The sequence below is a fragment of the Tumebacillus sp. BK434 genome, assembly GCF_004340785.1.
Taxonomy (GTDB): Bacteria; Bacillota; Bacilli; order Tumebacillales; family Tumebacillaceae; genus Tumebacillus_A.
In genome coordinates, this window is the sequence record NZ_SLXS01000001.1 from 501,468 (window position 1) to 517,388 (window position 15,921).

At 59.3% G+C, this 15,921-nt stretch carries 2 protein-coding genes and 1 pseudogene; 2 read left to right on the forward strand and 1 reads right to left on the reverse strand.

Translation table 11 applies throughout. The annotated features are described in order from the left end of the window. Positions 1-10: 10 nt before the first annotated feature. Positions 11-13,570: an amino acid adenylation domain-containing protein gene (locus EV586_RS01725; protein ID WP_132943343.1), complete on the reverse strand. Its 13,560-nt coding sequence runs from the start codon at positions 13,568-13,570 to the stop codon at positions 11-13. Positions 13,571-13,991: 421 nt separating this feature from the next. Between EV586_RS01725 and EV586_RS01730 the strand changes: the two genes are divergently transcribed. Both EV586_RS01730 and EV586_RS21780 read left to right on the forward strand, forming a co-directional pair. Beyond that, the gene (locus tag EV586_RS01730; RefSeq protein ID WP_132943344.1) at positions 13,992-15,296 is read left to right on the forward strand and encodes an MFS transporter; all 1,305 of its coding nucleotides are present in this window, start codon (positions 13,992-13,994) and stop codon (positions 15,294-15,296) included. 250 nt (positions 15,297-15,546) lie between these two features. After that, positions 15,547-15,763: pseudogene (locus EV586_RS21780) on the forward strand (IS4 family transposase); the annotation flags it as partial. Positions 15,764-15,921: the final 158 nt, after the last annotated feature.

Sequence of the window (15,921 nt, forward strand, 5' to 3'; positions counted from 1 at the left end):
GTGCAGTTCCTTATTTGTCTTGAGGAAGCAGCAACTTCAGTTGTTGGGACAAAATCTCCACATGCGGCTGTTTGACAATCGTTTCATGGTTCCCCGGCACATCGATGATGCGCAGCTCTTTGGCCACAGCGCCCCAGCCGAGCGTCAAGTCGGTGAAGTGCGGCGGCTGATCTTCAGCACGGAACAGCGTCAGGGTGCTCGGATACGGCTCCGGCACATAACTGTCATGTGCGTCTTTAATCGCTTTGTACACTTTCAGCAAGCGCTTGAACTGGAGCAGTCCGACATCTTCCGGCAACAGGCCCAGCTCTTTTGCTTTTTCAAAGATAGTCTGGTGCAATTGCTTCGTGTCCAACGCTTGCAACCGATCGAGTTCCGGCGGGAGCTCCTGGCCGAGAGCGCGGGCGTTTTTGCGAACGTACCAGAGGGCAAATGTTTTTTCGTCATGGTAGACGGGCTCGGCGTGAACGTTTGGCACGATCGAGTCAAACAGCCCCAGCAAGGCGATCTCTTGCTGTTGCAGACGCAGCTGGCGCGCCATCTCGTAAGCGATGATGCCGCCGAAGCAGTAGCCTGCGAGGTAGTACGGGCCTTCAGGCTGCAACTCGCGCATCTCCTGGATGTAGGCGGCCGCTGCCTCTTCGATCCTGGCGTGCGCCGGGCGGTCATCTTGCATTCCCCGCGCCTGGAATGCATAGAGCGGCTGTTCCGGATCCATGGTGCGGGAGAGCTCCACGTAGTCGAGCACGCCTCCGGTGCCTTCATGCACGACGAAGAACGGCGTGCGGGAACCGGTGGTTTTAAAGCCGATCAGCGATTTTACTTCGCCTTGTTCTTGCTGATCTCTACGGATTAGCGCGGCGAGGTGTTCAATCGTGCCGCCTTGGAACAGAGCGGCCAGCGGCAGGTCGTTTTTGAATTGGTTTTGCAGCTTGGACATCAGGCGCACTGCGAGCAGCGAGTGGCCGCCAAGCGAGAAGAAGTTGTCGCGGATGCCGATCGGACGCACGCCAAGCAGGTCTTCCCATACCTGCACGATCTGCACTTCCAGCATGTCGCGCGGCGCGACATATTCGACGTCGCGGGAGAAGCTTCCGTCGCTTGGGATCGGCAAGGCGCGGCGGTCGACTTTGCCGTTTGCCGTGAGCGGCATTTTGTCGAGCGCGACGAAGAACGACGGCACCATGTGCTCCGGCAGTTTCGCTTGCATGAACGCGCGGATGTCGGCGATGTTCAATTCGATTTCATGATGTGGTGCGACGTAGGCGATGAGGCGTTTGTCGCCCGGCACAAATTCATGTGCGATGACAGCCGATTCGCGCACATCCGGATGCTGGCCGACGACCGTTTCGATCTCGCCAAGCTCCACGCGCATCCCGCGCACTTTGATCTGGTTGTCTTGACGTCCGACAAATTTGATCGTGCCGTCGGTGCGGAAGTAGCCGCGGTCGCCCGTTTTGTACATCCGCTCGCCGGGGATAAACGGGTTGCTGACGAACGCTTCTGCTGTGCGCGCCTCATTGTTGTGATAGTTGCGGGCCAGGCCGATGCCAGCCAGATACAGATCGCCGACAACGCCGATCGGCACAGGCTGGAGATTGCTGTCCAGCACGTAGACCTGGTTGTTGTCGATCGGGCGTCCGACGGAGACATATCCTTCATCTGCCGCATCCGCCTCCGTGCAGGTCTGCACCGTGGAGTCGATCGAGACTTCGGTCGCGCCCCAGGTGTTGTGCAGTCGGCAGCCGATGCGCTCTTGGAACAGGCGCACAAGCTCAGGCTGGAGGCCTTCGCCGCTGGAGACGACGTTGCGCAGGCAGTCCAATTGTGCGCGGTCTTCCGGTGTGATCGCTTCCACGACCATGGAGAGCATGCTCGGAACGAACTGCACAGCGGCCGCCTGGTACTTGATCGCAGCGTCGAGGATCGCGCGGGGATCACGGTGATCGCCCGGCGCCATCAGCGCGATGCGCGCGCCGACCATCAGCGGCCAGTAGAACTCGACTGCGGAGTCGTCGAACGTCAGGGTCGTTTTTTGCAAAACGGTCTCGTCCTGGCGCAGCTGGTGGTAACGCTGCATCCAGCACATGCGGTTGACCCAGCCTTCGTGCGTGCTGGCCACGCCTTTTGGCTTGCCGGTCGAGCCGGACGTGTAATAGATGGAGACGAGATGCTTCGGCGTCAGTTCGAGCTGCGGCTTGTCGGCCGAGCGGTTGGAGATGTCATCCCACTGCTCGTCGACGTACACGAACGAGCAGACGTCTTCCGGCATTTTGTCGCGCAAGTGCGCTTGGGTCAGGCAGACCGGCGCGCTCGCTTCCTCTGCCAATTGCGCGATGCGGGCGGTCGGCGCTTCCGTGTCGATCGGCATGAATGCGCCGCCTGCTTTCAAGATCCCGATCAAAGCGACGACCAGGTGGTGGGAGCGCTCGATGCAGACCCCGACCGGCACATCCGGCCCGACGCCTTGGGCGATCAGGTAGTGCGCCAATTGGTTGGCACGCGCTTCCAGCTCCGCATAGGTCATCGTGTCATCGCCGTAGATCGAGGCGATGCGCTCCGGCGTCTGCGCCGCTTGTGCTTCGAACAGCTCGTGGAGCAGGGTGTCACGCGGGAACTCGACTCCGGTGTCGTTCCAGCCGTAGAGGAGCAGGTGACGCTCTTCATCGCTGAGAATCGGCAGTTCGGAAATGGCACGGTCAGGAGCTTGGAGCAGGGAAGTGAGCAAGTTGGCAAAATGCGTCGCCATCCGCTCGATCGTATCCCGGTTGTAAAGATCGGTGCTGTATTCAAACGCGGCGCGCAGGCCTTGTTCCGTTTCGAAGACGGTCAGCTGCAAGTCAAATTTGGCGGTGCTGTGATCGAGTTCGACAGACCCAAACGTCAGGTCGGAGGTGTGGACTTCGCGCATCGGTGTGTTTTGCAAGACGAACATGACTTGGAACAGCGGGTGGCGGCTCAAGTCGCGCTCAAGCTGCAATTCGTCAATCAGATATTCAAACGGCAAGTCTTGGTGCGCATACGCGCCAAGCGATGTATCGCGCACGCGCTTGACCAGCTCGCGGAACGACGGGTTGCCGGTCAGGTCGGTGCGCAGCGCCAGGGTGTTGACGAAGAAGCCGATCAACGGTTCGATCTCTGCGCGCTGGCGTCCCGCGATCGGAGTGCCGAGGATGATGTCCTCTTGGCTGGAGTAGCGGGAGAGCAAGGTGTTAAACGCTGCGAACAAGGTCATGAACAGCGTCGCGCCTTCTTGCTCACCAAACGCGAGCAGCCCCTCGTGCACTTCGTGCGGCAGATCGAATCCGTAGATCGCGCCCCGGAACGATTGCACCGGTGGACGCTTGCGGTCGGTCGGCATCTCCAGCACCGGCAATTCGCCGCTGAACTGGAACTTCCAATAGTCGATCTGCCCTTGCAGGACATCGCCTTGCAGCCAATTGCGCTGCCAGGCGCCATAGTCGGCATACTGAATCGGCAGGTCTTGCAGCGGCGAAGGCAGCTCTTGCGCATACGCTTCGTACAGGGCGGTGACCTCTTGGATCAGCACGCCCAGCGACCAGGCGTCAGACACGATGTGATGCATCGTCAGCACCAAAATGTGATCGTCCGCTGCCAGTTTCAGCAAGGCGGTGCGCATCAGCAGATCGGATGCCAAGCGGAACGGACGGCTGGTTTCTTCACGGGTCAGGCGCTTGATCGCCCGCTCTTGCTCATCTGCTGCAAGCGGGCTAAGGTCATGCAGGACAAGCGGAATGTCCGCCTCTTTGCGGAACACTTGCACCGCTTCGCCGTCCACCGACAAGAAGTTGGTGCGCAATGCTTCATGCCGGCGCACGACTTCCCGGAAGCACGCTTCCAGCACAGAGTTGTTCAGCGGACCGCTCAGGCGCACCAGCATCGGGATGTGATAGGTGCTGGAGCCTTGTTCGAGCTGGTCGAGGAACCACAGGCGCTGCTGGGCAAAGGACAGCGGCAGATCGGCACGGCGAGGAACAGGCGTGATCGCGGAAACGGATGCTTCAGCATTTCCTCGAACACTGGCCATGCGTTCGGCGAAATCGGCGAGCACCGACACTTCGAACAGCAGGCTGAGCGGCAGTTCGATCTGGAACGCCTGGCGGACACGCGAGATCATCTGCGTGGCGATCAGCGAGTGACCCCCGAGCGCAAAGAAGTTGTCGTACAGGCCGACCTGCTCGACACGGAGCAGGTCAGACCAGATCGCGGCCAGTGTTTGCTCCGTTTCGGTGCGCGGCGCGACATACTCGTTTTCGCGTTCCAAGGACGACGCTTCCGGCGCCGGGAGGGCGCGGCGGTCGACTTTGCCGTTTGGTGTCAGCGGCAAGGCTTCGAGCAGGACGAACGCAGTCGGCACCATGTAATCCGGCAGTTTTTCTTTGACGGTGCTGCGCAGTTCGGCCTGCGTCGGCTCCGTATGTCCTGCCGCGACCACATAGGCGACGATGCGCTGGTCGCCGGCCGTATCTTCACGAACGATGACCGTTGCGTCTTGCACGCACTCGTGAGCGCCGAGCACCGCTTCGATCTCGCCAAGTTCGATGCGGAAACCGCGCACTTTGACTTGATGGTCGAGGCGCGAGATGTAGTCGAGCGTGCCGTCCGGCAAGCGGCGCACCAGGTCGCCGGTGCGGTACAGCCGCTCGTTCGGATCGCTGCTGAACGGACTTACGATAAATTTCTCGGCCGTCAGATCGGGGCGGTGCAGATAACCGCGCGCCAATCCGTCGCCGCCGAGCAGCAATTCGCCCGCCACGCCAACCGGTACTGGCTGCAGGTGGGCGTTGACCACGTATGCTTTCGTTCCGGGCAGGGGGCGTCCGATCACCGGGGTGCCCGTTTGGCCGCGCTCCATCAAAGCGACGGTGGAGTAGACGGTGTCTTCGGTCGGGCCGTACAGGTTGTAGACGTTGTGCACGTTCGGAACGTCATGCAGGCTCTGCACGACGGCGCGCTTCAGCGGCTCGCCGCAGAGGATGATCGTCGTCACCGAGGACGGAATCCCGCCTGTCCGCGCCAGCTCCGCGATGGATGACGGCACGGTGTTGATCAGCGTCACTTCGTCCCGCGCTGCGAGCTGCGGCAGATGCAGCGCATGCTCTGCGAGGATCATTTTGCCGCCGAGTGAAAGCGGTACGAACATTTCAAATACGGACAAGTCAAAGCAGACAGATGTCGAGAACAGCATGCCCGCATAGTCTTGCGGAGTGAGCAGGTCGTTCGCCCACTGGACGAGCGTGCTCACGCTGCGATGCTCGACCGCCACGCCTTTTGGACGGCCGGTGGAGCCGGAGGTGTAAATGACATAGGCGAGATGGTGCCCCTGCGTCGTGGTGACCGGGTTGTCGTCAGACTGTTGCGCAATCTCGGCTGCCGCTTGTTCGAGGCAGATCGTCTCGCCTGCATAGCCGCTCAGATGTTTCAGCAGCGACTCTTGGGTCAAGAGCAGGGCGACATTGGCATCTATGAGGGTGTACAGCGTGCGCTCGATCGGGTAGCTCGGGTCGAGCGGAACGTAGGCCCCGCCTGCCTTCAAAATGCCGAGGAGTGCGATCAGCATCTCCTGTGAGCGGTGCATGCACAGGCCGACCAGCGATTCGGTGCCGATGCCGCGGTGTTGCAGGTAATGTGCCAGTCGGTTGGCACGCTCGTTCAGTTCGGCAAATGTCAAGCGGCGCTCTCCGTCGATCAGGGCGATGCTGTCGGGTGTTTTGTTGACTTGCGCTTCGAACAGCTGCGGCAAGGTCAGTCGCGGGTAGTGCGCCGCGTTGTCGTTCCATAGGGTCAGCAGTTGGTGCAGCTCCGTTTCGCTTTGGAAGGACAGCTCGCCGATCGGCTGCTCCGGCTGCTCGAGGATGCTCTCCAGCAAATTGACAAAATGCTCTGCGAGACGGTCGATGGTCGACGCGTCAAACAGGTCGGTGTTGTACTCGATGGCAGCAGACACGCCGTTTTCCGACTCGATCATCGACAGGTTGAGATCAAATTTCGCTGCGCTGCGACCGACCGTCTTTTCACGCAAGGTGAGATGCGACGAGCGCATGTCGCGCGGCGGCGTGTTGTGCAGCATGAACACCGCTTGGAACAGCGGATGACGGCTTCTGTCGCGGACGAGGCCGAGCTCTTCGACCAATTTTTCGAACGGCAGGTCCTGGTTGGCATACGCGCCCAAGGCGACATCGCGCACGCGTGCTACGAGTTCACGGAACGTCGGGTTGCCGCTCAGGTCGGTGCGCAGGGCCAGCGTGTTGACGAAGTAGCCGATCAACGGTTCCACTTCGCTGCGATGACGACCGGCGATCGGCGTGCCGAGGATGATGTCCTCCTGGTTCGAGTAGCGGTGGAGCATGGTGTTGAAGGCGGAGAACAACGTCATGAACAGCGTGGCCCCTGCGCCTTTGCTAAACGCCAGGAGACGCTGGTGCAGCTCTTGGGTAAGCGCAAATCTGCGGGTGTCGCCCTTGTACGTCTGCACTGCCGGACGCGGACGGTCGGTCGGCAGTTCCAGCACGGGCAGGTCGCCGCTGAAGTGCTTTTTCCAGTGGTGGACCTGCTCCGCGAGCACATCGCCTTGCAGCCAATCGCGTTGCCAGACGGCGTAATCGGCATATTGGATCGGCAGGTCGGACAGCGGCGATGCTTGTCCTTCCGAGAAGGCTGCGTACAGCACAGACACTTCTTGCAGGAACACGCCCATCGACCAGACGTCCGAGATGATGTGGTGCATCACAAGCGCCAGCACATGCTCTTCAGGCGCGAGTTTGATCAGGCTGACGCGGACGAGCAAATCGGTGTCCAAACGGAAGGGACGGGTCGTAGTCTCTGCGATCAATCGTTCCGTTTCACGTTCCTGCTCGTCTTTCGTCAAACCGCTCAGGTCATAAACGAACAGCGGCAGGGCAGCTTTTTCCAAGATCACTTGCACCGGCTCGCCATCCACGGTGTGGAACTGGGTGCGCAGCGCTTCGTGGCGGCGCAGGATCTCATGGAAGCTCTGCTCCAGCGCGGCGAGGTCGAGCGGGCCGTGCACGCCGACAGCAAGCGGAATGTGGTAGGCGTCGTTGTTCGCCTCAAACTGATCGAGGAACCACAGACGCTGCTGCGAGAAGGACAGCGGCAGGTTGGCACTGCGGTTGGCCGGAACGAGCGCCGGGACGGCAGTTTTGGCGTGCGTGCCCGATGTCTCGTCTGCCAAGTGTTCGTCAAGGCGCGCCGCAAAGTCGGCGAGCACAGGTGTTGCAAATACTGTGCCGAGCGGCAGTTCGACTTGGAACTGCTGGCGAATGCGCGAGATCAGCTGCGTGGCGAGCAGCGAATGTCCGCCGCGGGCAAAGAAGTCGTCGTGCGCACCGATTTTTTCCTGTTTCAGCAGGCTGGCCCAGATCGTGGAGAGGCTGGCTTCCGTTGCGGTGCGCGGCTCGACATAGGAAGCTTCGAGGTCGGCTGATGACAGCTCCGGCATCGGCAGCGCTTTGCGGTCGATCTTGCCGCTGCTGGTCAGCGGCAGTTGATCGAGGAAGGCATAGCTGCTTGGCACCATCGCCGCAAGCAGACGCTGTTCCATAAATTTGCGCAAGGCAAGCGGGCCGACTTCACGCTCCGGTTTGATCACGACATAGGCGGCGAGGAACGTCAGTCCTTGCTCGTTCTTCCAATCGACGACGGCGCAATGCGCCACATCCGGGTGGTGCAAGAGCGCTGCTTCAATCTCCGTGGTCTGAATGCGCACCCCGGAGATTTTCACTTCATTGTCGATCCGCCCCAGAACTTCCAGCGTGCCGTCTGCACGGTAGCGGCCGCGGTCGCCTGTCAGGTAGACGATGTCGCGCGGGTCTATTGTGGCAGCATGTTGCACAAAACGCTTCGCTGCTTCTTCGGGCGCGTTGAGGTACCCGAGCGTGCGGAACGGGGTGCGCAGGACGATCTCGCCCGGTTCGCCGATGCCGCAGAGCTGTCCTTGCCCGTTCAGCACGAGCGCTTGCGTTTGCGGCAGCGTTTGGCCGACCGGCTGGGTGCCTGCCAGCACGGTGTCCGGCACGATGTGAAAGCTTTTTGCCATCGTCGTTTCGGTCGGGCCGTACAGATTGACCATGTCGCCTGCCGGGAATGCCTGGCGCCAGGAGCTGACCAGCACGTCAGACAGCTTTTCGCCGCAGAAGAAGGCATAGCGCAGGGAGGGCAAGGCGTAGTCCTGTGTTTTGTAGGTCAGCCACGACATGGCGAGCGACGGAACGGTTTGCAGCACGGTGATTTTTTCATCGGCCAGCCAGGACAGCACCGTATCGGCGCCGAGGTCGTCCAGCACGCGCGGCAGGCAGAGCGTTGCACCGCTGGTCAGCGGCAGGAAGATGTCGCGCAAGATCGGGTCGAACGACAGGTTGATCAATTGCGCCACGCGGTCCACCGCCGTGAGCGGGAACGTGTCGCGCTGCCAGCTCAGGAAATGGTTGAGCCCTTTGTGTGTGCCGAGCACCGCTTTGGGCACCCCGGTCGAGCCGGAGGTGTAGAACAGGTATGCCGGAGCGTCAGGCGCAAGGTGCGGCCATTCTGTTTGTGCAGGCAGGGTCACCTCTTGCAGCAACTGGCCGCTGTGCGGATCGACGGCGAGCAGCGGATAGGCGCTCACTTGCGGATCGAGCGCAGAAAGGGGGCGGTCGCTGATGCAGAGCAGGTGTTTCGTGTCAGCTTCTTGCAGCATCGTCAGTTGGCGCTGCAAGGGAAGGGTCTGATCCACGTTCAGCATCACGCCGCCGCTTTTCAGCACCGCGAGCATCCCGGCGATCATGCCGAAGCTACGCACTCCATAGAGCGCGACCGTGTGTCCTGGCTGCAGGCCGGATGCGAGCAGCGCTTGGGCCAGCGTATCGGCATGCGCTTGCAATTCGCGGTAGGTCCAGGCGCGGTCGCCTTGCGAGACGGCGACCTGCTCCGGCGTGCGCTCGGCAATTGCAGCCACAAGCGCGGCAACAGAAGGGTGCGTCGGCTCCGGCAGTTCGAGCGCCGGGTCTGGCAACAGCGGGCGGGCGGCAGCGGTCAGCAGGGAATAGGAGCTGAGCGAAGCGTCCGGCTGTGCGGCGATCTGTTCGAGCAGGCCGGCCAGTTGATCGACAAACACGGTCATCCGCGCGTCGGCAAACAGGTCTTTGCGGTACATCAGGTTCAAATCGAGCCCGCCGTCCGTTTCGGTGAGGTACAGGGTCATCATGAACTTCGAATCGGTCCCCATGCCGCCGTGCGGCTCAAGCGTCAGGCCGGGCAGTTCCAGCGAGTGCTGAGGCGTGTTGTTCATGTTGATCAGGATGTCGAACAGCGGGTTGCGGCCTGCTGCGCGCTCCGGTTGGACTTCTTCGACCAATTTTTCAAACGGCAAATGCTGGTGCGCAAAAGCGCCGACCACCGTTTCGCGCACACGGCCGAGCAGTTCGCGGAAGCTCGGGTTGCCGCTCAGGTCGGTGCGCAGCGCCAGCGTGTTCAAGAAGAAGCCGATCATCTTCTCCGTTTCCGCGTGCGGGCGTCCGGCAATCGGGGTGCCAAGGATGATGTCCTCTTGGCCGGACAGACGGTGCAGCAAGAGATTAAACGCGCTGAGCAGTGTCATGAACAGCGAGGAGTCCTCTTGCTGGCCAAGCGTTTTCAGCGCTTGGGTGATCGAAGTTGAAAGCCGGTGCGACACTACGCCGCTTTCGGTGCCTGCAGGCGCGCCGTATTGCTTGTCTTGCGGCAGCTCCAGGAGCGGAAGCGGTGCGCTCATTTTTTCTTCCCAATAGGAGAGCTCGTTTTGCAGTACCTCGCCTTGCAGCCAGTCGCGCTGCCAGACGCAGTAGTCTTTGTATTGCGCGGCAAGCTCCGGCAAGGAGTGAGCCTGGCCCGAAGTATACGCGCTGTAGAAGGTGGTGAACTCCTCGATCAGCACGCCCATCGACCAGCCGTCAGAGATGATGTGGTGCAAGGTGATCAGCAGGATCTGCTCTTGGCCGGACAGCGTCAGGAGCTTCACGCGCAGGAGGGAATCAAGTTCCAGGTCGAACGGTGCCAGCGCTTCTTCGCGGGCGAGGCGGTTCGCTTCTGCTTCCGGCTCCGCGTGCCCTTGCAGATCGACAATCGCGAGCTCGAACTTGGCATTGGCCGCGATCACTTGCTGCGGCACGCCTTCTACCGAGATGAAGCTTGTGCGCAGTGACTCATGACGCGAGATGATCTCGTGGAAACTGCGCTCCAACGCGGAAAAATCGAGATCGCCTTTCAAGCGCAGCGAGCCGGGGATGTTGTAAGCGCCGCTGTTTGGCTCAAGCGTTTGCAAGAACCAAACACGCTGCTGGGCATAAGACAGTGGCAGTTCGGCGAGATCCCCGACCGGAACGAGCGGTGCGAGCGTCTGGCCGTGGCCCGCTTGCTGCAAGTCCTCGATCCGTTTGGCGAGTCGCGCTACGGTCGGCGCTTCGAACAGCACCTGCATCGGCAGGTCAAGAGCGAACACTTCGCGGATGCGCGTTGTCATTTGCGCGGCGAGCAGCGAATGGCCGCCGAGTTCAAAGAAGTTGTCGTAAACGCCGATCTGCGGCGCATGAAGCAGCGTGCGCCAAATCTCGGCCAGGCGCTCTTCCGCAGCGGTGCGCGGCGCAACGAATTCCTGCGCATTCGAGCGCAGGTCGGGCAGCGGCAATGCTTTGCGGTCGACTTTGCCGTTGGAAGTCAGCGGCATTTCATCGAGCAGAACGAAGAAAGAAGGCACCATGTGCTGCGGCACTTTTTCCTGCATGTAGTCGCGCAGATCGGAGGCGGAGAGCGCCAGGCCCTGATGAGGCACGATATAGGCGATCAGGACGCTGCCGTTTTGCACATCTTCGCGCGTCAGGGCGACCGCTTCGTTCACTGACGGGTGCTGGAGGATCGCCGCTTCTAACTCGCCGATTTCAATGCGGATGCCGCGAATTTTCACTTGGTGGTCCAGACGGCCCAGGTATTCGATGTTGCGGTCTGCGAGCCAGCGTCCGAGGTCGCCCGATCTGTACAGGCGTGCCCCAGGCTGTTCGGAGAACGGATGCGGAATAAATTTCTCTTTCGTCAGCTCAGGGCGGTTCAGGTAGCCGCGCGCCACAGCGATGCCGCCGATGTAGATCTCGCCGACCACACCGACCGGAACGGGCTGCAGGTGCTCGTCCAGGATGTAGACTTCCGCGCCTTGCAGCGGGCGTCCGATGTGCAGCGTTTCGCCCGGCACCAGTCGTCCCATCGCAGCGGCGACAGTCGTTTCGGTCGGGCCGTAGCCGTTGATCATCAGTCGTCCCGGCGCCCAGGCGTTCACAAGGGCGGGGGAGCACGCTTCGCCTGCGGAAATGAGGGTGCGCAGCTTCGGGAATCCAGCGGCCGGCAGCAGGTTCAGCACAGAAGGCGGCAGCGTGACGACGCTGATCTCTTTGTTTTGCAACAAAGAGATCAACCCGGCTCCCGGCATCAGCTCAGCTTGTGGGGCCATGTACAAGGTGGCCCCTGCAAGCAAGGCGGTAAAAATCTCCGAGACAGACGCGTCAAAACTGAACGATGCAAATTGCAGCAGGCGAGTGTCAGCGGTGATCTCGAGCAGTTCAATCTGCGCAAGCGTCAAGTTGGTGAAGCCGCGGTGTTCAAGCTGCACGCCTTTTGGCAGGCCGGTCGAGCCGGAGGTGTAAATGATATAGGCGAGGTGGTCCGGCGCTGTCACCGGAGCCGGGTTCGCGCTGCTTTCGGTGAGCAGTTCGTCCGCTTGGCTGTCGAGTTCGAACAGGACCTTGGGGAGCGCAGCAGCAGCAAAGCGATCGCGCAGGCTCTGTTGGGTCAGCAGCACGGGTACGGCGGCATCTTCGAGCATGTACGACAAACGCTCTTGCGGATAGTTCGGGTCAAACGGCACATAAGCGCCGCCCGATTTTAAGATCCCGAGCATCCCGATGACCATCTCCAGCGAGCGCGTAACGCTGATGCCGACGCTCGTGTCCGGTCCTACACCCCAGCCGCGCAGTTTATGTGCGAGCTGGTTGACGCGGGTGTTCAGCTCTGCGTAGGTCAGCTTTTGATCGCCAAACACGACGGCGGTCGCGTCAGGCGTGCGCGCTGCTTGCTGCTCGAACAATAACGGCACCGGCACATCGCTCAGCGGAAGGCCGACGCTGCAAAATTCGGTGAGCAGAGAGGTTTTCTCGTGCTCCGTTAACAGTGCAAGGGCTGACAACGGTTGATCCGGGTCTTCTGTCAGGCTCTCGACCAGCGTCTGGAAGTGCAGCGACATGCGTTCGATCGTCGCTTCATCAAACAGATCGGTGTTGTATTCGAACACGCCGCGGAACTGCTGCTCCGATTCGGTCAGGATCAGCGACAGGTCAAATTTGGAAGTATTCGTCTCGATCGCCAGCGGGATAAAAGTCAGATTTGGCAGCTTGATCTCCGGCACGGAGCCGTTCTGCAGGACGAACATCGCCTGGAACAGCGGCGAGTAGCTCATGTCGCGCGACGGCTGGAGCTCTTCGACCAATTTTTCAAACGGAATGTCCTGATTGGAGAAAGCGCCGAGCGTCGCATCTTTCACGCGCCCGAGCAGTTCGCGGAACGTCGGGTTGCCGCCCGCATCGGTGCGGATAACCAGCGTGTTGACAAAAAAGCCGATCAGCTCTTCGATCTCCCCGCGACGGCGGCCCGCAATCGGGGTGCCGACAAGAAGGTCGCTTTGGCCGGACCAGCGATGCAAGAGCGTTTGAAATGCGGCGAGCAGCGTCATGAACGGCGTCGCACCTTCCCGGTGGCTCAAGTCAATGATTTTTGGCGTCAGAGCGGCAGACAGGTTGAACTGAAACTTTTTCCCTTGGTAGCGCTGCACCGACGGGCGCGGGCGGTCGGTCGGAAGTTTCAGGACGGGCAACTCGCCGCCGAGCGCTTCTCTCCAATAAGGGAGCTGTTTGGGGAGAATGCTTTCCTCCATGCGCTCTTGCTGCCACAGTGCATAGTCCGCGTATTGAATCTTCAGGTTGGGTAACGGCGACTCTTCGCCGCGGTCAAACGCCTGGTAAAGCGTGATGCATTCTTGGATCAGCACGCCTGTCGACCAGCCGTCCGAGATGATGTGGTGCATGTTCAAAAGCAGGACATGACGGTCATCCGCAAGCCGCATCAGTGTGGCGCGAAGCAAGCCGCCTTGCTTCAAATCAAACGGGCGCACAGCTTCGTCTGTGATGTGGCGCGCAACCTGCTGCTCCTGCTCTGCTTGGGAAAGCCCTGCCAGTTCAATCAAGGTCAGGGCAAACGAAGTGGTCGGGTAGATGAGCTGCATCAGCTCGCCATCCACTTCTTCAAACGCGGTGCGCAGCGTTTCATGGCGCAGCACCACCTCCGTCAAGCTCTGCTCCAGCGCGGAGACGTTCAGCGGACCCTCCAAACGCAGTGCGGAAGGGATGTTGTACGTGCTGCCCGGGTTCAGTTGTTCCAAGAACCACAGTCTCTGTTGAGCAAACGAGACAGGAATCGCGAAAATATCGTCCTCTTCAAGCAACGCATCTCCAACTAAATGATCGGTAGTCATGTGCGACCTCTCTTTCCTTTGATACACAAGTGGTGAATTAAAATTTCAGTCGATTAAATATCAAACTCATGAATCAGTTCAGAATAGTTTAAATAGTACTACATTTTCGCTTTATACTCCCAATTTAGCCCAATAATGTAAGTGTGTCAATGAAATTGTTCAGTAACTCAAACAACAACTTATGAGACCGTTAAGATGTATCCGCAAAGGCGAGAAGCAGCGCCGTCTTTTGTTACTCAATGGAAGGGACTTCGATCGCTTGCATTATCTATAGTTAAATTAAATTATTGCACGTTATTTGAAATATATTGACTATTTGATTCGAATGGGGGTACCATAATCTACGAAAGATTTTGATAAATTGGGAATTTATTCTACACTGAACCACTGACGGAACTTATTTTGCAAGGAGGATACCTCTGTGTCGAAAGTATCTACAGATGCAGCAGTCTCGGCTGCACAGCAAAAGAAACCTGGCATGTTCTCGGTGCTTCGCTATCGAGATTATCGCCTTTTGATCATCGGTCAGGTGATCTCCACGCTCGGGGACGCGTTTTATGCGGTCGCCATTCCTTGGTTGATTCTGGCCAGCGGCAGCGCCCGGGATTTGGGGCAAATGCTGCTGTTTTTCGGCATTCCGCGCATCGCAGGCGTGGTGCTTGGCGGCATGGGCAGCGACAAATACGGCCCGCGGCAGATCATGCTGCTGTCCGACTTCATGCGGATGATCTTTATCGGGCTGATGGCTCTGATGGCTTTTACTGGCCATATCGTCTTCTGGCAGTTCTGTGTGCTGGCCGGAGGGTTTGGATTTTTCACCGGCTTGTTCCGGCCGGCTTCCTTCTCGATCGCCAGAGATATTCTACCGCCGGAAGCGCTGCAGGCAGGCAATGGTTTGAACCAGGCTACGATGCAGACGGCGAGTTTGCTCGGCCCGGCTTTGGCCGGTGTGGTGGTGTCCAATTTTGAATCATCGGGAGCCATGGCGTTTGATGCGCTCACCTACCTCATCTCCGGGATCACCCTTTTTCTCATGTACACCGGGCGTCGCGTGCAACTGAAAGGGATCGAGCAGGCGGAGGCACAGGCGAAAGACTCTTCGCAAGATGCTGCTGCACAGTCGGAAGAAAGGCTGAAGTTCTGGACGATGCTGCGCACGACGCGCATGCTGCAAGTGCTTTTGATCGTGTTTGCCTGTGTCAACTTGACGTGGGGCGGATTGATCGAGATCGCCCTGCCGGCGCTGGTCAACGGGCCTTTTGGATCTGGTGCGGAAGGGTACGGTTTGATCCTGACGTCTGCGGGCTGCGGGGCACTGCTCGGCGGCATTCTCGGGGGGCGCATGGGTGGCACGAAGCGTCGTGGTATGTACGCGCTGCTGCTCGGCATGAGCGAAGGATTGATCATTTCGCTGGTGCCGCTCGCAGGCAGCGTGTGGCTGGCTCTGCCGATCTTCCTTGTGTTCGGGATCTGTATGGGAATTTCCAATGTCACGTTTATCACGATGATCCAGCAGCGAGTGCCGCACCATCTGCTCGGCCGCACGATGGGCATGGTGCAGTTTGCAGTGCTGGGACTGTATCCGTTGTCGGTGCTGATCGGCGGGTATGTGACGGACGTGTTTGGCCCGGCCGTCCTGTTCCCGATCAGCGGTGCGCTATTGTTTCTTTCTTTTGCAGCGGGTCTTTTGGAGCCTGAAGTCCGCCAGCCGAAACAACGAACTTGAGATGAGATTCTTGAATGTCTGACCACCGTTTAAAAGATCACCTGTCGCGTGACCAGCAGGGTCCGGCAGAGCTGAAGGTGCAGGGTGCAGGGGACGGCCGGTAGCGCAGAGCCACAGCGGTGCCAGGGTGTTCTTTGAGGTGCCAACACGCTCGTGCTGCGTGGTGACTTCTCCGGGCGTCCCACGTTTGCGGAACTGTTGGCCCGCACCCACCGGGCGGTGATGGATGCCTTGCAAGCGATCTACAGGCTCGTTTGGCGGCTTGTATGATTTGCTATCTGACGAAGTTGGTGCGATAGACGGGGCCATGTCGTTACAGCAACTGGTCGATTTGATCCACGACAAGTCGCAAAAGCAGAGAAAAAGCTTTCGGCTCACATTCAGCGTCAACTCCAACAGTGGATTCCTTCTCTGCCCAATTACATTACATCAGGGCTTATCTGCCTATTTCATGCTGCGAAAGTTGAGTTACGAATAGTATGAAGGGATTGTGTTGTTTTCCTGAAAAGGAAATATTTTATTTTTCAGAAAGATACTTGTAGAAAATCACGATTTTGTATATAATAAATCGATTGTAAAATATAAATAATATATATTTTATAACATTGTTTATCTGATGAATTTC

Bases quoted from the DNA above. Each gene is read 5' to 3' on its own strand.
- EV586_RS01725 (WP_132943343.1), bottom strand. From the start codon at position 13,570: ATGACTACCGATCATTTAGTTGGAGATGCGTTGCTTGAAGAGGACGAT.